Annotated in this window: 19 protein-coding genes; 13 read left to right on the top strand and 6 right to left on the bottom strand. The window is 60.7% G+C overall.

Going from position 1 to position 17956, the window contains the following annotated elements; all coding sequences use genetic code 11:
• Positions 1 to 112 precede the first annotated feature (112 nt).
• Entirely contained in the window at positions 113 to 538 is a 426-nt protein-coding gene (locus tag O8B93_RS20720) for a DUF5330 domain-containing protein (protein ID WP_269711767.1), read from the bottom strand.
• A gap of 487 nt (positions 539 to 1025) precedes the next feature.
• On the opposite strand from O8B93_RS20720, the gene O8B93_RS20715 reads away from it, so the two are divergent.
• The 3 genes from O8B93_RS20715 to O8B93_RS20705 all read left to right on the top strand — a co-directional run bounded on the left by O8B93_RS20715 (position 1026) and on the right by O8B93_RS20705 (position 4082).
• Positions 1026 to 2558: a sensor histidine kinase gene (locus O8B93_RS20715; protein ID WP_269711766.1), complete on the top strand. Its 1533-nt coding sequence runs from the start codon at positions 1026 to 1028 to the stop codon at positions 2556 to 2558.
• Positions 2530 to 3447: a peptidoglycan-binding domain-containing protein gene (locus O8B93_RS20710; RefSeq protein ID WP_269711765.1), complete on the top strand. Its 918-nt coding sequence runs from the start codon at positions 2530 to 2532 to the stop codon at positions 3445 to 3447. Before O8B93_RS20715 ends, O8B93_RS20710 begins: the two co-directional genes overlap by 29 nt.
• Positions 3448 to 3725: 278 nt before the next feature.
• A complete protein-coding gene (locus O8B93_RS20705; protein ID WP_269711764.1) occupies positions 3726 to 4082 on the top strand; it encodes a DUF1491 family protein in 357 nt (118 codons plus the stop codon).
• Positions 4083 to 4137: 55 nt separating this feature from the next.
• On the opposite strand, the gene O8B93_RS20700 is transcribed toward O8B93_RS20705, so the two are convergent.
• Positions 4138 to 5073 carry a DUF2336 domain-containing protein gene (locus tag O8B93_RS20700; protein WP_269711810.1) on the bottom strand — a complete coding sequence of 312 codons (936 nt, stop codon included), beginning with the start codon at positions 5071 to 5073 and terminating at the stop codon, positions 4138 to 4140.
• A 554-nt stretch (positions 5074 to 5627) separates the two neighbouring features.
• Between O8B93_RS20700 and O8B93_RS20695 the strand changes: the two genes are divergently transcribed.
• Positions 5628 to 5819: a hypothetical protein gene (locus O8B93_RS20695; RefSeq protein WP_269711763.1), complete on the top strand. Its 192-nt coding sequence runs from the start codon at positions 5628 to 5630 to the stop codon at positions 5817 to 5819.
• 19 nt (positions 5820 to 5838) lie between these two features.
• Here the strand turns inward: O8B93_RS20695 and O8B93_RS20690 are convergent, their stop codons facing one another.
• From O8B93_RS20690 to O8B93_RS20680, 3 genes are all read right to left on the bottom strand, one after another.
• Positions 5839 to 6387: a DUF1254 domain-containing protein gene (locus O8B93_RS20690; RefSeq protein ID WP_269711762.1), complete on the bottom strand. Its 549-nt coding sequence runs from the start codon at positions 6385 to 6387 to the stop codon at positions 5839 to 5841.
• Complete coding sequence (locus O8B93_RS20685; protein WP_269711761.1) at positions 6380 to 6967, bottom strand: DUF1214 domain-containing protein; 588 nt, start codon at positions 6965 to 6967, stop codon at positions 6380 to 6382. Before O8B93_RS20685 ends, O8B93_RS20690 begins: the two co-directional genes overlap by 8 nt.
• Before the next feature lie 123 nt (positions 6968 to 7090).
• On the bottom strand, positions 7091 to 7699 hold the full coding sequence (locus tag O8B93_RS20680; protein WP_269711760.1) for a LysE/ArgO family amino acid transporter: 609 nt from the start codon (positions 7697 to 7699) through the stop codon (positions 7091 to 7093).
• Positions 7700 to 8076: 377 nt separating this feature from the next.
• Between O8B93_RS20680 and O8B93_RS20675 the strand changes: the two genes are divergently transcribed.
• Positions 8077 to 8976 carry a LysR family transcriptional regulator ArgP gene (locus tag O8B93_RS20675; RefSeq protein ID WP_269711759.1) on the top strand — a complete coding sequence of 300 codons (900 nt, stop codon included), beginning with the start codon at positions 8077 to 8079 and terminating at the stop codon, positions 8974 to 8976.
• Between the two features lie 263 nt (positions 8977 to 9239).
• On the opposite strand, the gene O8B93_RS20670 is transcribed toward O8B93_RS20675, so the two are convergent.
• Positions 9240 to 11429, bottom strand: a complete 2190-nt coding sequence (locus tag O8B93_RS20670) for a transglycosylase domain-containing protein (RefSeq protein ID WP_269711758.1) — start codon at positions 11427 to 11429, stop codon at positions 9240 to 9242.
• 256 nt (positions 11430 to 11685) lie between these two features.
• Between O8B93_RS20670 and O8B93_RS20665 the strand changes: the two genes are divergently transcribed.
• The 8 genes from O8B93_RS20665 (at position 11686) to mazF (ending at position 17915) form a co-directional block, all read left to right on the top strand.
• Entirely contained in the window at positions 11686 to 12165 is a 480-nt protein-coding gene (locus O8B93_RS20665; RefSeq protein ID WP_269711757.1) for a YcgN family cysteine cluster protein, read from the top strand.
• Between the two features lie 168 nt (positions 12166 to 12333).
• Positions 12334 to 13158, top strand: coding sequence for a class D beta-lactamase (gene blaOXA / locus O8B93_RS20660; protein WP_269711756.1), 825 nt, complete (start codon positions 12334 to 12336; stop codon positions 13156 to 13158).
• A gap of 42 nt (positions 13159 to 13200) precedes the next feature.
• Positions 13201 to 13809, top strand: a complete 609-nt coding sequence (locus tag O8B93_RS20655) for a class I SAM-dependent methyltransferase (RefSeq protein WP_269711755.1) — start codon at positions 13201 to 13203, stop codon at positions 13807 to 13809.
• A gap of 163 nt (positions 13810 to 13972) precedes the next feature.
• Positions 13973 to 16555 carry a heavy metal translocating P-type ATPase gene (locus O8B93_RS20650; RefSeq protein ID WP_269711754.1) on the top strand — a complete coding sequence of 861 codons (2583 nt, stop codon included), beginning with the start codon at positions 13973 to 13975 and terminating at the stop codon, positions 16553 to 16555.
• Positions 16552 to 16974: a Cu(I)-responsive transcriptional regulator gene (gene cueR / locus O8B93_RS20645; protein WP_269711753.1), complete on the top strand. Its 423-nt coding sequence runs from the start codon at positions 16552 to 16554 to the stop codon at positions 16972 to 16974. The genes O8B93_RS20650 and cueR overlap by 4 nt, the downstream gene beginning before the upstream one ends.
• Positions 16975 to 17020: 46 nt before the next feature.
• Positions 17021 to 17221 (top strand): heavy-metal-associated domain-containing protein, encoded by a 201-nt coding sequence (locus O8B93_RS20640; RefSeq protein WP_269711752.1) that lies wholly within the window; start codon positions 17021 to 17023, stop codon positions 17219 to 17221.
• 68 nt (positions 17222 to 17289) lie between these two features.
• Positions 17290 to 17556 (top strand): type II toxin-antitoxin system antitoxin MazE, encoded by a 267-nt coding sequence (gene mazE / locus O8B93_RS20635; protein WP_269711751.1) that lies wholly within the window; start codon positions 17290 to 17292, stop codon positions 17554 to 17556.
• Entirely contained in the window at positions 17556 to 17915 is a 360-nt protein-coding gene (gene mazF, locus O8B93_RS20630) for a type II toxin-antitoxin system toxin MazF (protein ID WP_269711750.1), read from the top strand. Before mazE ends, mazF begins: the two co-directional genes overlap by 1 nt.
• Positions 17916 to 17956: the final 41 nt, after the last annotated feature.

Here is a 17956-nt window from a genome sequence, read left to right as displayed (position 1 = left end):
AAAAGCCCACGGAAAACAGGTTTCCGTGGGCAAGTCAGGCAGGCAGTGGGCAGACGGATGTCTCCGTCTGCAAATAAATGGCGCGGCGGCCGGCAGGATCAGGGCCGAAATCTCAGGGAGCAGGGCGCTTCTGCGGCAGGGGAATGACGGTGCCGGTCTTCAGCATGTCGGGCTTGCCGGGAAATTCGACGCTGACGACGGGTGCTGCCGCCAGTTTTTCGGCGTCCGCAGCAACTTCGGCAACGTCAGCGGGCTTGTCACCGGAGGCTAGCTGCTTGTCCAGCAGTTCATAGGCAACCTTTGCGCCTTCCTTCGCCCGCTCTCCGAGAGCATGGAAGGTTTCGGCGCCCTTGACGCAGACATCGGGTTTTTCGATGCAGATGGCGCTGACATAACGATAGGCTTCCCCTGCGGCCGAAACGGCGCTGGGAAGATCAAATGCCGAAGGCTCCTTGGTCGGATCGTTGCTGCTGCCGAAGTAGGACAGCGCCACGAGCACCAGCGAAAACCAGAATGTTCCTTTGATCAGAAACCACATTGTCAGACACCCTGCCAGATGATCTTTGTTTTCTAAAGCCCCGCCCGGTTTCGGGTCATCGGCCTTTGTCCCGTTTTTCGGGCTTGTGATGAAGCTACACGTGACCGGCGAACAGCCGATTGCAAAAAGCGGCGCAATTTAATTCAAATTGTATCTATTCTCCTCGTATCGGCACGCCCGCCATCAATTCATTCGCATTTTAACAGTCCATGTTAAGCATAATTGCGACAGAGCCCACGCGTTCCCGGGCAAAGCGGCGGCAAGCCTTGCCACAAAGGTTAACACGATGGCGAAAATGAAGCGAAATCCGTCGCTTACCCGTCATTAACCATGATTGGCAAAGCTTGGAATAAATGCCCCGTAATGGGACTGCGGCGCATTTGACGTGCCTTTGGCGTCATTCTTTTTATCCATTCCTTAAGCCGCCGCCTTCTATTGTCGAGGCCGTTGGAACCGCCTTTAAGATTCGGGTTTGGTATTGCGTAATATGAGAGAAAAAGCGGTCGCACTGGTCGACCATGCCGCGGGCAGATGGCTTGCGCGCATGGAAGAGGACGCCGAAAGGCGCGCCGGAACCATTGCACGCCTGCGCCGGCTGATCGCCTTCAGTGCCGTCGGCCTTTTTATTGTACCAGCCCTGTTCAGCCTTGTTTTCAGCCCCGCCATCGCGCTGCCCATCGGCGCGGCCGTGGTGCTGGCGCTTTATCTCGCCGCCGCCGCGCTGCTGATTGCCTTTTCGCGTCCCGCACGCGGCTTCTCCTCGCCTTCGGCGCCTTCCGGCGATGAGGATATGATCGCCGCAGCGCAGGTGCCCGGCCTCGTTCTCACCCTCAATGAAAACGGTCTCGTCGAGCGCGTCTCCGGCCGCGACCGCGACAGTTTCCCTGCTGATCTCACGGCCAGCAAAGGCGAGGTCTTCGCCGAATATGTCTATGTCTCCGATCGTATCGAACTGATGCAGGCCTTCGACCTGCTGCGGCAGGGCGAGGACAAGGCCACAGCCGAGCTTCGGTTCGAAACGGGTGCAAAATCGCGCCAGACGCAATTCATGCACGTCCGCATCGAGATGACCGCAATTCGCGGTGCGACCGGCCGTCTGCGCCGCATCGTCGCCCAGCTTTCCGACGTCACTGAGATGGAGCGCCTGCGCCGCGATGTTGCCCGCAAGACGGCGGAGGCGGAATCGGCCAATGACGCCAAGTCGCGTTTCCTTGCCGCCGTCAGCCATGAGCTGCGCACGCCGCTCAACGCCGTCCTCGGTTTTTCCGATATTCTGGCCGGTGAATATTTCGGCCGGCTGGAGAATGACCGCCAGCGCGAATATGTCGGCCTGATCCGCCAGTCCGGCGCGCATCTCCTGTCCGTCGTCAACACGATGCTGGATATGAGCAAGCTCGAAGCCGGTCGTTACGAATTGCTGATGGAAAGCTTCCCGATTTCGGAGACCATAGCGTCCTGCGAAGCCATGCTCGGCCTGCAGGCGAAGGAAAAAGGCCTGACATTGACCAGCCGCATCCAGCGCGGTATCGGCGAAATCTCGGCCGATCAGCGCGCCATCCGGCAGGTTCTCATCAATCTCGCTGGCAATGCCATCAAATTCACCGATGCGGGTGGTGTGGTGTCGATCGACGCCGCGCGCGAAGGTGGGATGCTGAAGCTGACGGTCAGCGATACCGGCATCGGCATCGCGTCCGACAAGATCGAATTGCTGGGCCAGCCTTTCATGCAGGTTCAGAATGAATATACCCGTCGCTATGAGGGCACTGGTCTGGGATTGTCCCTGGTCAAGGGGCTTGTGGCACTGCATGGCGGCACTTTCGTCATCACCAGCAAGCCCGCCGAGGGAACGGTCGTAACGATCACCTTGCCTGCCGACGGTTCCGGCATGGTAGGTGGCGGTGAAAACGCTGAAACCGAATGCATGGTGGAATTCCCGCCGCGCATCCGCCAACTCGGCGACATGGCCGCGAAGATGAAGAAGGATGGTGACGATGGCCCCGCGAAAGCGAAAATCGCCTAAGAAAACAACGGCCCAGATCGGCGCCGGATTTGTTTCCTTGGTGGTTTCGGCCATCGGGCGCGAAATCCTGCGCCATCCGAAACTGGTCGGCGGCTGTGGTGCCTTTGCGGTCGTCTTCGGTTTTGTCGCCGCCAATGCGCTCTGGTATCAGCCGGGCGTCCACCCGACGCCTTTCCTGCGCACCCGCGATGCGGAAAACCCGAACGGCATTGCCGGTTATCGTCCGACTGAGCCGCTCGGCACGCATGGCAACGTCACGACCTTCCGCATAGAGCGGCCGGCGGAAAACGAGACGGCGCAGCCTCCCGCTACAGCTGAAACCGCGGCACTTCCCGCCGCTGACACCCAGAAGCCGCAGCAGATCGTCGCCGATATTCAGGCCGAGTTGAAAAAACGCGGGCTATATGAAGGCGAGGCGGATGGCCGCATGGGGCCGAAGACCGCCGCCGCAATCATGTTCTTCGAGGAAACGCTGGGCATGGAACAGACCGGCGAGCCGACGACCCGGGTGCTGGCGGCGCTGAAGATCGATGGCGCGACCGTTGCGGCCATTCCAAAAGACCGGCCGTCCGACGCCAACACCGGCGGCGGAGTGGAAATCGACCCGGTCGCGGCCGCCATCCGCAAGGCGGAGAAGCCGCAGGTGAAGGCCGAACCTGCGTCCCTCAACAGCGCGACTGCTGGCGCAAAACCGGTCAGCAGCGCGCTGATCGCCAAGATCCAGCAGGGGCTGATCAATATCGCCTATGCCGACGTGAAGGTGGATGGCGTGGCCGGCCAGCAGACCCGCAACGCCATCCGCGCGTTTGAAAAACACTATCGCCTGCCGGAAACCGGCGAGCCGAGTGAGGCCGTGCTGAAGAAGCTGAAGTCGATCGGCGCGCTTTAGATTTGAGCTTCCGGAGTGTAGACGGCGGACCAAGGGTGCGGGTGGCTTTACCCCCCTCTGCCCTGCCGGGCATCTCCCCCTCAAGGGGGGAGATCGATATGCGGCGAGGTCTCGCATATCTCGACCTTTGCGAATGAAGGGGCGGTAGCGCCGCTTGCTGATCTCCCCCCTTGAGGGGGAGATGCCCGGCAGGGCAGAGGGGGGTGAACCCCAGGCACCCTCKGCCGCGTAAGATCAATATCGAGAGCACGTCCACCGTCTCCACCGAAAGCAAACCCATGCGCCTCAAATCCGAAATGTTCGTCTCAGCCCTCATCCGTCGCGTTTTTGCCGCCGGCGGATTTGCCGCTGTCGAAAAGAAGGGCGCGGAGGCGGCGGGAGCGATCTTCGTGCGCCAGCGGCTGCGCAACGGCCGCGAGAACCTCTATGGACCCGCCCCGCAGAGTTTCGCCGATGACGAAGACATCATGCGCGCCGAGCGCCGTTTCGAAACGCGTCTGGCCGGTGTGGAGGGCGAGGAAAGTACTGCGCTGCTGGAACGGGAAAGGCGCTTCGATAGCGACCTGTGGGTCGTGGAGATCGAGACCGATGAGATCGGCACCCTGCTGACGCTGGTGGACAAGCCGCAGGCCTAGAACTGCCCGGTCAAGGGCCCGCCTCTTCAACCCGTCAAGACGTGGACCTGCCTGCCTAACCCTGCGTTCCGGTTCTCTGCGTGGCCGGTGCGCTGCGGCTCGGCCATTCGCGGCCATGTGTATAGCTTTCGGCCCGACGCCAGCTTTCCAGCCGCTCTTCGCATTCCACGATGTCGAGGCCGTCGAGCAGCGCTTCCGCACGGCTCATATCGCCGGCGGCGGCGGAAAGATGCGGATAGAAGCATTGCAGCACGAAGGCCGCTTCGGAAAATTCCATTCCGAGACCTGTCAGCGTCGTCGCCAGCTGCGCGCCTGATATATCGAGCATGATACGCTCCGACAGCCAGTAGCTGGAGGAGAGCGAATCCGCCAGCGCCACCGCAAATTGCCGGGCATTGCGTTCACGCGCGAAACGCACGAGCAGCGCTTCCTGCACCTCGCTCAGGCGGCGAAGACCGAGAATGTCGCTTTCCGGGCGGTTGAGGTGATGTGCCATCTGCTTGATCCGCTGGCGCATTTCTTCTTCGAATGCGGAAGCGGCGGCGATGTTGTCTCTCCTTTCTTCCCCCTTCGGCTCTTCAGGGCTTGCCGCCGTCTGCGGCTCGGCGATGTTTGCCTCTTCACCCGGCCGTTTCAGATCTTCCGCATGGCGCAGCCCGACAAGCGCATCGATGACGGTGGGGGAGAGGTCGTCGCGCCGGACGATGGCGCGCGCATGGGCCGCCCCTTGCGTGCGGGCAATGGTTATCAGCGTGTCGTCATCGAGGCATTTCGAGGAAATGAGGAAGGGTGCCGCAAGCGAAATCGGCTGGCAGGCAATGAAGAAGGCAACCGCCGAAGGCACGCTCGGATGCTGCGAGAGCGCGGCGATTGCCTCCCGCTTGGCTTCTTCGGTGGAGGCGTTGAAAAGCGGCATGAAAAGTTCGGCGAATTGCCGAAGGTCCGTTTTTGACGGATGGGAAACAGTTTCGAAATTCGTCACCGTGGCCATAAGCACCACATCTTTCTTCCTAATGGCTCTTGGCCTCTCAAGTTCTCGAAACCGGTCGGTCAACGCACTACCCAACAAACGCAAACACAATATCGGTTCAAATTAGAGCAAATCCGTTGACGTCCTGTTAACTATGGGGGGTGGCAAGAGGGAATCTGCCTCTTTCAACAAGGAAATTTTAAAACCTTGATGACGCCGGAAATCCGATGGAACTTTGCTGCATCGCCTTAGTTTTCAACGGGTGCGGCTCACAGAGAAAGAAATGAGGGTCCGGCAATTAGGGTTAACGGATCATTAACCTCTGTCTGTTTGTAATTTCATGGGCAGTATTAGGATTCCATGTTATTCTGATCTACGGAATAAATACAAAAATGGCATGTGAAGCCTGAATCTGCGCACGATCGTCTTATAAGAATCGCTTTGGATTTTTGGATCGTGCGAAAACCAGTCTGTGGACTGGCCAATGCGCAATGTGATGGTGATGAAATTCCCGACGCAAGACGAGGCTTGCGCGGTTCCCATGGGCAACATTGACTCCCGAAGAGGAGAGAAGCATGGCAGAGATTATTCCAATTGGCGACGCCCGACGAAGCCCGCGCCCCGCTGGCCTGTCTGGAACGGTAATAGTCGGCCCCGCGAAGGTCGTGCTGTTTACCGGCGTTCGTTATGAAAAACGCGATGCGGAGCCAACGGGCAAAGTCGCGCGCAAGGGCAAATCCGCAACGGAAACCGCCCTGAAGTCCTGATTATCGCGACGGACCGACGTTATTTCCACGGCGTCGGCTGGCATTTCGCCTCGTTCAGGAACCGCTCCGCTTCTTCGCCGAAACTCGGCTGCGGCACCATGGTTCGCAACACCACATACCCTTCCGTCTGATCCGATTCCGCCAGAATGGCCTGCGAGAGCGCGGGCGGCTGTGCCTTGCGGATGGCGGCGATCTGCACCGCATCGGCCACCAGAATATCCATCTCGCCGCCGGCGGAGGTGCGGTCGTTCATGCTGAATACTTCGTTCGAGGCCTTGTCGTAAACCGCGACCGACCAGAAGGGCACGGCGCCGATGGCGGTGAGCCTGACCGGCTGTTCCTCGATGTTGAAGGTGCAGACGGCCACCCGCATGAAGGGATCGCCGCTACCGAGGGTCTTTTTCTCCGCCGTCTCCTCGAGCAGATGAAACACATGCGGTTTTCCTTCCGCCAGCGCGCGCGTATAGGCGTCGCGATTGCTGAAATGCGGTATCGCCAGAATGACGATGACATGCAGCACAGCGGCGGCAACGAGGCCGGTGACGATGGCGAGCAGGATCCTAAGCATTGCCACACCCCCGCTTGCGGATTTGCGGCATGGAAATATCGATCAGGCCGGAACTGCCGGCAACCGGCGTATCGAGCAGCGTCATGACCAGCTTGAAGGTCTGGCCCTGCGGCACTGCCAGCCAGTTATAGGTCTGGGCATCGGGGGCGATGGTGATGTCTATGCCGCCATCGGCACTGCGCAGCAGCGTGCGGGAATTGAGCGCGAAGGGCCGCCCGGCATCTTCGGCCAGCACATTGCCCTGCTGGTCGGCGGTATAAAGCGTCCAGAACCGCGCCGGCGGCACGGCGCCCGCCAGACGGTAGCGGCATTCACCGCTCAGGCGCTGGCCGTCGCTGTCGACGGAGGCGGTGAAGGACAGTCCTTCGGCCGTGCCGTAAAGCAGCTTGCCGGCATCGGCACGGTGCGATTTGGCGTAAGGGTCGGCCTCGATCGTCTGCGCCTCGGGAAAGGCATCCCAGGAGCCGATGCGGATCGATCCAAAGCCGGATGTCGCTTCAAGCGCTGCCATCGTCGCGGCAATACCGCCGCCAAAGGCGATCAGAAGGGCGATGCCGACAAGGAATGGAACTCGGAACACGCTGTTTTCCCGTTTTTGAACAGGTCGAGGACTATCACTGATTCCCCGTTTGGAAAATGGCGTGGCTTGTTTAGTCCTCGTGAAAGTGACGGGAGCGCGAAGTTCCCGCCCTTATGCCCCCCCTCATGCACCCATGACCAGCTTGAACGCGATCGCCCACATGGTGACGGCGATGATGCCTTCGAGAATGCGCCAGGCAGACGGTTTTTCGAAGATCGGCCGAAGCCAGCGCGCGCCATAACCCAGCGAAAAGAAGAACAGCAGCGAGCCGGTGGCAGCACCCGCCGCAAAGGTTTTCTCGAAACCGGGAAACTGCGTGGAAATCGTGCCGAGCAGTACGACGGTATCGAGATAGACATGCGGATTGAGAAAGGTCAGCGCCAGGCAAATGGCAAGCGTCTGCCACAGGCTCGCCTCCCGCCGCTCGGCCACCGAAAGCACCTCGGATGAACGCAGCGCTGAATGCAGGCTTTTGGCGCCATACCAGATGAGGAACGCGGCCCCCGCATAACGCATGATCGGATCGAGCGCGGGCATGATGGCGCTGATCCGCTGAAAACCGAACACGCCGACGGTGATCAGCAGCGCATCCGATATCGCGCAGGTGGCGCAGACGGCAAACACATGCGAACGCGCCAGTCCCTGTTTCAGCACAAAGGCATTCTGTGCGCCGATGGCGACGATGAGGCTGAGGCCCATCGTCAGGCCGGTGAAGAAGATCTGGATGTCCATGCGCGTCGAAGCCTCTTGTCTTTGTCCATGCGAAATGGCGCAAGCCTTCGCTTGCGGACCGAGTACTTGGATATTTGGGTGGGATGGTTTAATCCAGTTAAATAAACTCCGTCCAGATAAGTTGAGCTAATGTCTTGCCATGTCATTTCGGATACTGCTTTTCTGAGGCGCTGCCTCCCCTCAACCCTCATTCCTGTGCTCGTCACAGGAATCCAGCCAGCCCAAGTCCTTGGGCTGAAAAGACTCTTCCGCCGCGCAGACGCGCGTCGACTGGATTCCTGTGACAAGCACAGGAATGAGGAGAGGAGAGCTCCTCACCAATGGTCTGTAGCGGCGCACCAGTCGCATCAATTCCAACTTCCTCATCCGGTGCCCTAATGCTCGACTATCCTTCTATGCGCGCCGTGGCGCTCGTTGCCCGGACCGGCAGTTTCGAAAAGGCGGCGCAGGTGTTGTGTGTCACGCCATCAGCCGTTTCGCAGCGCATCAAGCAGCTGGAGGAACGGCTGGGCGTGGTGCTGATCGTGCGCGGCAATCCCTGCGTCGCCACGGAAAAGGGCGAGTGGCTCTGCCGCCATATGGATCACGTCGGTATGCTGGAAAACGAACTCTTCCGCCAGCTGCCGGCATTGGCAGAAGCGGGATCGGGGCAGGAGCGCGTGACGCTCAACATCGCCACCAATGCCGACAGCCTCGGCACATGGTTTCTGGATGCGGTGTCGAAATTCACCGGCAGTAACGATTATCTCGTCAATATCGCGGTGGATGATCAGGATCATACGGTGGAATGGCTGCGCGGGGGCAGGGTGCTTGCCGCCGTGACCGCCCATGACAAACCCGTGCAGGGCTGCCGGGTAACGCCGCTCGGCGTGCTGCGTTACCACGCGACCGCGAGCCCGGATTTCATGGCTCGCCATTTTGCCGGGGGTGTGACACCCGCCGCCCTTGCCCGCGCGCCGGGGCTGACCTTCAACCAGAAGGACCGGTTGCAGGCGAGCTGGATCAGGACGGCGCTGGGGGAGGAGGTTTCCTATCCCACCCACTGGCTGCCTTCGACGGATGGTTTCGTGAAGGCGAGCCTTGCCGGCATGGGGTGGGGGCTCAATCCGGTGCAGCTGGTGGGTGAGCATTTGAGGGAAGGGCGGCTGGTTGAGCTGATATCGGGCACGCCGCTGGATATTCCGCTTTATTGGCAGGTGAACCGGCTTGCGGCGGAGCGGTTGGCCGGGTTGACGGCCAATGTGGTTGGGACGGCGAAGGCGGTGTTGATGCGGTGAGGCGTTTCGCGCCGGTTTGCGGTTTTGCGATTTGGATAGACGGAAGCTGTAGAGCGAGTGGCTAACCCCCCTCTGTCCTGCCGGACATCTCCCCCTCAAGGGGGGAGATTAGCAAGCAGCGCTACCGCCACTTCATTCGCAAAGGTTGAGGTATGCGAGACGTCGCCGCATATCGATCTCCCCCCTTGAGGGGGAGATGCCCGGCAGGGCAGAGGGGGGGTAAACCCCACGCACTGCCGGTAACCTCTCAACGCGATGTGTTATCACCGCCGCATGGCGTCGAAGCCCTCATGCGAGGAAGCATCCGCCACCTTCTGCGTCGTCACACTCAACGCCGTGGCCTCCTTCATCTTCCGCCCGATCGAGCGGATCACCCGCGTCGCCTCTGCCGAAAGCGAGCGCGGGCGGGTCAGTGCCGGCATCGCGGGTGTGTTGGCGGAGGCGGATGCGACTTCTGCCGAGGGCTGCGGGCGGTCACCCGTCGGCAGCGGGTTCTGGATGCCGGGGATCGGCCGCAGCTCCATACCCTGGTGGGCATAATCCATCAGCCGCTTGTAGGTCATGGCCGGAAGCGCACCGCCGGTCATGTTGTTCATCGGCGTGAACTCGTCATTGCCGAACCAGACGGCGGTCGTGTAATTGCCGGTGAAACCCACATACCAGGCGTCGCGATAGGCCTGCGAAGTACCGGTCTTGCCGCCGGAGACGATGCCGTTATCCAGCGCGCCGCGCCGCGCCGTGCCCATGACCGGGATGGTCACCAGCATCTGGTTCATCTTGGAGTTGGCTTCTTCGGAAAGCACCCGTTTGGCCGGCGGCTCGTCATGGCTGAAATCGTAGAGAACCTTGCCCTCGTAATCCAGCACCTGCTCGATGCCGTGGCGGCGCGACTGCATGCCGTCGGCCGGGAACACGGCATAGGCGGTGGCCTGATCGAGAACCGTCACCTCGGAGGTGCCGAGCGGAATGGTCTTGTCACTGCGAAGCGGCGTCGCCACGCCCATCGCCTTGGCGGTGTCGACGATGACCTGCGTGCCGAGCACATCCTTGGCGAGCCGCACCGGCACGGTATTGTAGGATTTGGCGAGCGCTACCTGCAGCGTCACCTTGCCGGCATAGGAACGGCCGTAATTCTGCGGCGACCAGCCGCGCCAGGTCACCGGTGCATCCGATATCAGCGTGTCCGGCTTCATGCCCTTTTCCATGGCGGCCGAGTAGGTATAGACCTTGAAGGAGGAACCGGGCTGGCGCAGCGCCGCCGTGGCGCGGTTGAACTGGCTTTCGCCATAGTCACGGCCGCCGACCATGGCGCGCACGCCGCCGCCATTCTCGATCATCACCATCGCGCCCTGCTTGACGCGGTAACCCTCGCCATATTCGCGCAGCTCCATTTCCATCGCCTGTTCGGCCGCCTGCTGCAGGCCGGTATCGATGGTGGTGCGCACAATGACGGTGTGATCCCTGAACTTGCCTTCGGCGGCCAGCCGCTGCACCTCGTCGAAGGCCCAGTCGAGGAAATAATCCGGCGCTTTCACGTCGGCGCGGTCGATGACGGTCGCCGGGTTGCGCCTGGCGCCGATCACCTGGCCCTCGGTCATCAGCCCGCTCTGCACCAGGTTGGAAAGCACGGTATTGGCGCGGGCACGGGCCGCCGGCAGGTTGACATGCGGCGCATATTTGGCCGGCGCCTTGAACAGACCGGCCAGAATGGCGGATTCCGAAAGCGTCACGTCGGTCAGGTTCTTGCCGAAGTAAAACTGCGCTGCTGCCGCTGCGCCAAAGGTGCCGCCGCCCATATAGGCGCGGTCGAGATAAAGGCTGAGGATTTCCTTCTTCGACATGTTGCTCTCAAGCCAGAGCGCGAGGAAGGCTTCCTTGATCTTGCGCTCCAGCGAGCGCTCATTGGTGAGAAACAGGTTCTTGGCGAGCTGCTGCGTCAGCGTCGAGCCGCCCTGCACCACACCGCCGGCGCGGGCATTTTCGCTCATGGCGCGGGCAAGGCCGATGAAATCGATGCCGAAATGGTCGAAGAAACGCCGGTCTTCGGTCGCCAGCACTGCCTTGATGAAATGGTCAGGCATCTGGTCGATCGGCACGCTGTCTTCATGAATGATGCCGCGATGGCCGATGGTGTTGCCGTAACGGTCGAGGAAGGTGACGGCGAAATCGCCGCGATAACGCCAGTCCTTCTTGGTCTCTTCGAAAGCGGGCATGGCGAGCGCGAGAAGCACGACGGCACCTGCCGTCCCGAAGGTCAACGCGTCGCAGGTCAGGTTGACGACCAGCTTCTTCCAGCCGCGCACATGCAATTTGCGTGAGGCGATGGTGACGTCTTCCCAGAAATCCACCAGCCGCGCCGCAGCCGTCCACAGGCCGCTATCGATGAAGCTATCGATCCGGAGCAGGATGTGCCGTTTCTTACGGCCTTTATTATCGTCTTTTTCTTCCTGCACCTGGCGATGTTTTCCTGTTCAACGCAACGCGGCCCGTCGGTATTTCTGCGTTTCAACCCATTCCCGACGCAAAACCATGGCATGCTTGTGTCGGAATTGCTTGACGCGGCGGCTTCTTGCGGGCCAATGACCCTTTGCCGTCCGCCAATCTTCATAAAATATCGTACAAACCAGCCCTTGGCGATACGATATAAAGGATTAGGGACCGGTTAAACACTCCCGTCCAAGAGATCAAAATGAAACGGAAATGTTAACGATGAATGACGCGCCGTTCTGGAAAACCAAATCACTCACGGAGATGACCGGCGAGGAATGGGAAAGCCTGTGCGACGGCTGCGGCCTGTGCTGTCTCAACAAGCTGGAAGACTGGGACACCGGCGAAGTGGTGTTCACCTCGGTACGCTGTGTGCTGCTTGACGGTGAAAGCTGTCGATGCTCCGACTATGAAAACCGCCGCGCCACCGTGCCGGATTGTATCCAGCTTGACCTGAAGAAGGTGCATGAGATCGGCTGGCTGCCGCCCACCTGCGCCTATGCGCTGGTGCGTGATGGCAAGGATCTGTACTGGTGGCACTATCTCGTCTCCGGCGATACCGAGACGGTGCATCAGGCTGGCATTTCCGCGCGTGGGCGTACCGTCAGCGAGGCCAATGTGGATGTTGACGACTTCGAGGATTATGTGGTCGACTGGCCCCTGACAGTGGGTGAGAAGGCGGGCGAAAAGCAGCGGATCTGACGGAAGACGTCAATTCTTGTTTTGGTCCTATTCCTGCCCCATCAGTCTCTTAAGGCATGTCATCCGAAAACGTGTCACTGTTTCGGGATCGACTTGTCTGAAATCAAGGACAGCTTCCGGCCATTCCGGCAAATGATCCGCAAAAGCGGACGAGGGACATCAAAACGCATGCGCTACCGGCTGCCCGCCATCGTTCTTTCGTGCCTTGCCCTTCCGGGCCTCCTGCCGTTTTCCGTTTTTGCCCAGCAGCAACCGCAGGCCTTTGAATGCACGCTGGTCACGTCAATCGAAACAGGCGCCATCATCAACCAGCAGGGCGCCTGCGACCAGCGCGTGGCCCCGGCCTCCACCTTCAAGGTGCCGCTGGCGCTGATCGGTTACGATGCCGGCATCCTTCAGGATGAGAAGTCGCCCGCCTGGGACTGGAAACCCGGCACGGAAGCCCGTGCCTCGGATCGCAAGACGGTTGATCCCACCATATGGGAGCAGGATTCGGTGCTGTGGTATTCGCGAGAAGTCACCCGCCGCCTCGGCCCGGAAAAATTCGCCGCCTATGTGAAGCGCCTCGGTTACGGCAATGCGGATGTGTCCGGCGAACCGGGCAAGAATAACGGCCTCACCCATTCCTGGCTTGGCGCGTCACTTACGATTTCGCCGGTGGAGCAGGTGGGTTTCCTTCGCCGTCTTCTCGGCGGCAATCTGCCTTTCTCCCGCGATGCGCAGGCCAAGACGCGGGCCATCGTGCCGGTCTTCGATGCGCCGGAAAGCTGGGCCGTACACGGCAAGACCGGCACTGGCTACATGCGCGACGAAAAGGGCAATCCGGACCGCAACCGCCCCTTCGGCTGGTTCGTCGGCTGGGCGGAGCGGGAAGGCCAGCACATCGTCTTCGCAAGGCTGCGCGTTTCCGACAAACCGTCGAATGAACCGCTCGGGCCCGCCGTACGCGATGCCTTTTTGCGCGATATTCCGCGGCTGGCGGTGCACCGGTAAAAACGACGCGGCCGAAATGCCCTGAAAAAAGGACATCAGGAAATGTCGAACGCCTCCCGCGATGTCATCGGGATCTATACCGAACACGGCGCTGATTTCGACAAGGAGCGCGGCCGGTCCCTTGCCGAAAAACCATGGCTGGACAGATTCACCTCGCTTTTGCCCGGCGGCGGTTCCATTCTCGATATCGGCTGCGGTTCCGGCGAACCGATTGCCGGCTATTTCATCACCAATGGCTATGACGTCACGGGTATTGACGCGTCCCTGCCGCTGATCGAACTTTGCCGCAGCCGGTTTCCGGAAAATCTCTGGGCGGTTGCCGATATGCGCGAGTTGGCTCTCGGTCGCCGTTTCGACGGCTTGATCGCCTGGCACAGTTTTTTCCACCTGAAGCCCGAACAACAACGCCTGATGTTCGGCATTTTCCGCCAGCACGCCAATGACGGTGCGGCCCTGATGTTCACGGCCGGGCCGGAGCAGGGCGAAGCGATAGGCACGTTCCATGGCAAGCCGCTTTATCATGCCAGCCTTGCACGCGAAGATTATGAGAGCCTGCTCGCCGCAAATGGGTTCCGGCTTCTCGATCACACGGTCAATGACCCGCAATGTGGTGGGGCAACGGTTTATCTCGCCAGACGCGTGGCGGCCTGAGAGGCGAACGCGCGGTTACCGGACAACAAAGGTAAACGACGGAAATCCCTGCTTTTATGGCTGGTGCCAGTGCTCACGATTGTGTGTTCAACAAAAAGCTTGCCCCTACCTTGACCTTCCCATCATGGGAAGCCCTACATAGGGTCTCGAAAGGGGATTTCCCATGAACGAGACAGTCAGACACGCCCATTCGAACCAACCGGTTTCCATTCCCGTGGAAGGCATGACCTGCGCGTCATGTGTGCGGCGCGTGGAAACGGCCGCGGCCAAGGTGCCGGGCGTTGCATCAAGCTCGGTGAACTTCGCCACGAAGAAGCTCACCGTCGAGCCCGCCGAGGGCTTTTCGGCCAGAACGCTTGGTGCCGCCATCAAGAAGGTCGGTTACGATATCGCACCGGACCGGCATGAATTTGCCGTCGAAGGCCTGCACGGCGATGCGGATGCCGGACGGTTGAAAACCATTCTGGACGCCATCGCCACTACCGTCGACGTGAAGGTGGACGCTGCTGCCGGGAAGGTGGCGGTGGAAACCATCGGCGGCCGCCGTGAGCGGGATGCGCTGGTGGAAACGGCGAAGCTCGCCGGCTTTGTGCTGACGACACGCAAGCCGCATGACCATTCCGCCCATCAAGACCACAGCCAGCACCACGGACATCATCAGGGCCACGCCCAGATGGCGGCCGGTGAAAGTGGTGGCCATGACCATATGCAACATGCCGGTGAGGAGGGCGCGCTGAAACGCGACCTGACGATTGCCGCCATCCTGACCGCACCGCTTTTCGTGCTGGAAATGGGCGGCCATCTCTATGAGCCGATGCATCACTGGCTGATGGGCATCATCGAGACGCAGAACCTCTATTACATCTATTTCGTGCTGGCGACGGCGGTGATTTTCGGGCCGGGCCTGCGCTTTCTCAAGACCGGCTTTCCGGCGCTTTTGCGCGGCGCGCCGGAAATGAACTCGCTGGTGGCGCTGGGTGTCACGGCGGCCTATCTCTATTCGGTTGTTGCAACCTTCGCGCCCGATCTGCTGCCGGCAGAGGCGCAGTTCGTCTATTATGAGGCGGCCACCGTTATCGTGACGCTGATCCTCACCGGACGGCTTCTCGAAGCCCGCGCCAGCGGCCGTACGGGAGACGCCATCCGCAAGCTGATGAGCCTGCAGGCAAAGACCGCCCGGGTGGAGCGCGACGGTGCGACCATCGATATTTCCCCTGACGATCTGGTGACGGGCGATATCGTCGTCATCCGTCCCGGCGAAAGGCTGGCGGTGGATGGCGAAGTCGTCGAAGGCTCGTCCTATGTCGATGAGTCCATGATTTCCGGCGAACCCGTGCCGGTGGAAAAGACGGTCGGCGCAGCGGTCGTCGGCGGCACCATCAACAAGACCGGTGCCTTCAAGTTCAGGGCAACCAAGGTCGGCGCGGATACCATGCTGTCGCAGATCATCCGCATGGTGGAGGAGGCGCAAGGCTCCAAGCTGCCGATCCAGCTGCTGGTCGACCGTGTCACTGCGCTGTTCGTGCCCGTTGTCATTGCGATTGCGGTGCTGACCTTCATCGTCTGGGCGATATTCGGGCCTGAGCCTGCCTATACATTCGCGCTGGTCAATGCGGTCGCGGTGCTCATCATAGCCTGCCCCTGCGCCATGGGTCTCGCTACGCCGACCTCGATCATGGTCGGCACCGGCCGGGCGGCGGAGCTGGGCGTGCTGTTTCGCAAGGGGCAGGCATTGCAGGAACTGCGCTCGGCTGAGATCGTCGTGGTCGACAAGACCGGCACTGTGACCAAGGGCCGCCCGGAACTGACCGATCTGGTGGTTGCGGAAGGGTTTGCCGATAACGAAGTGCTGGCGCTGGTCGCCGCTGTCGAGGGCCGCTCGGAACATCCGATTGCCGAAGCCATCGTCCGGGCTGCGGAAGAAAAGAAGGTGGCGACCCCTGCAGGACTCGAACCTGCGACCGTCGAGAACTTCGAAAGCGTGACGGGTTACGGCATCGCGGCCACCGTCAATGGCCGCAGGGTCGAAGTCGGCGCGGATCGTTACATGGCCAAACTCGGCCATTCCGTGGAGATTTTCGCTGAAGCCGCCGCAAGGCTGGGTGACGAGGGCAAGACGCCGCTTTATGCCGCCATCGACGGCAGGCTGGCGGCTGCGATTGCCGTCGCCGATCCGCTGAAACCCTCGAGTGTCACTGCGATCAAAGCGTTGCAGGCGATGGGCATCGAAGTGGCGATGGTGACCGGCGATAATGAACGCACGGCCAACGCGATCGCCCGGCAGGTCGGCATCTCCCGCGTCGTGGCGGAAGTGCTGCCCGAAGGCAAGGTGAAGGCGATCCACGAGATGCGCACCGGCGGCAAGGTGCTGGCCTTCGTGGGTGACGGCATCAATGACGCGCCGGCGCTCGCCGAGGCCGATATCGGCATCGCCGTCGGCACCGGCACGGATGTCGCCATCGAAAGCGCCGATGTGGTGCTGGTTGGCGGTGATCTTCTCGGCGCAGTCAACGCCATAGAGATGAGCCGGGCGACCATGCGCAACATCAAGGAGAACCTGTTCTGGGCTTTCGGTTACAACGTGGCGCTGATACCGGTTGCGGCGGGCGTGCTTTATCCCGCCTTCGGCATCACGCTGTCGCCGATGATCGGCGCGGGCGCCATGGCGCTGTCCAGCGTCTTTGTTCTCGCCAATGCGCTGCGGTTGAAACGGGCGAAGGTTGCGCACAGGGAGGTGACATCGTGAATATCGGCCAGGCATCGGAAGCATCGGGCGTTTCCGCCAAGATGATCCGTTATTACGAGCAGATCGGCCTCATCACCCCCGCCGCACGCACCGGCAATAATTACCGGGTCTATGGCGAGCAGGACGTGCATAATCTGCGCTTCATCAAGCGGGCGCGCACGCTCGGTTTTTCGCTCGAAGAAACCGAGACGCTGCTAAAACTCTGGCAGGACAAGAGCCGCGAGAGTTCGGCGGTGAAGGAAATCGCGCTCGTCCACATCGCCGATCTCGAGCAGAAGATCGCCGAGATGAAGAGCATGGTGAAGACGCTCTCCCATCTCGCCCATTGCTGCGGCGGCGATAACCGGCCCGATTGCCCCATCCTCGATGATCTCGCGGGCGCCGACAAGACAGATGACAAGCCCGCCAGAACTCACTGAACTGCAATATCAGCCGGCGCAAAGTGCCGGTCAAAAGGAGAGAACCATGAGTGCAACCACCTTCCTCATCCCTGATATGACCTGCGGCCATTGCGAAAAGACCCTTCGCGGCGCACTTGCGGATGTGCTTCCTGGTGCGTCAGTGGCCATCGACCTCGATGCCCACAAGCTGACCGTGACCGGTGACGCCGCAACCGCGGAAGCGGCGATCCGCGATGCCGGTTATTCGCCGGAACGGGCGGGTTGATAGACGACTTCCATTTGCGCAGGTCCAAAAATGTGCTACATATGTTGCACAAAATGGAGCGCAGACGGATGACCGTAACCACGAGGATAAGACGTCAGGGTGGTGCGGCGGTGATGACCATCCCGCCCGCTCTTTTGAAGATGCTGGGGCTGGAAATCGGTGAGCAACTGACGCTCGAGGTCGATAACGGCGCGCTGGTCGCCAGCCCGGTTCGGCAGGAAAAGAAGCACTTCACGCTTGCCGAACTGCTGGAGGGTGCGGATGAAGTCGCCGCCCTCAATGCCAGTGCGCGGGAGTGGGACGAAGCGCCGCCAATAGGCAAAGAAGTCCTTTGATGGTCCGCAGCCAGGTTCCGAAACGTGGCGACGTTTATCTGGTCGATCTCAACCCTGTCATCGGCAGCGAAATCAGGGACGAACATCGCTGTGTCGTCATCACGCCCAGAGAGATAAACGCGGTCGGACTGTGTCTCGTCGTGCCCGTGACCACCGGCGGCATGTTTACGCGCAAGGCAGGGCTTGCCGTGAATATATCCGGCCACAAGACAACGGGCGTCGCTTTGTGCAATCAGGTGAGAAGCATGGATATCGTCGCCCGGGTTTCCCAGAAGAAAGCGAAATATATCGAAACCCTCGATGATGCGACGATCGATGAAATCGCCGGGCGCGTCATCAGCATGATCGATCCAGCTTGAGAAATGCGCATTGGAAAAAATGGCAAAATATGCTACTGGGT

Origin of the sequence: Martinezella rhizogenes, assembly GCF_027460065.1 — a bacterium.
Classification (GTDB): Bacteria; Pseudomonadota; Alphaproteobacteria; order Rhizobiales; family Rhizobiaceae; genus Agrobacterium; species Agrobacterium rhizogenes_C.
This window is presented reverse-complemented; position numbering and strand designations above follow the sequence as displayed.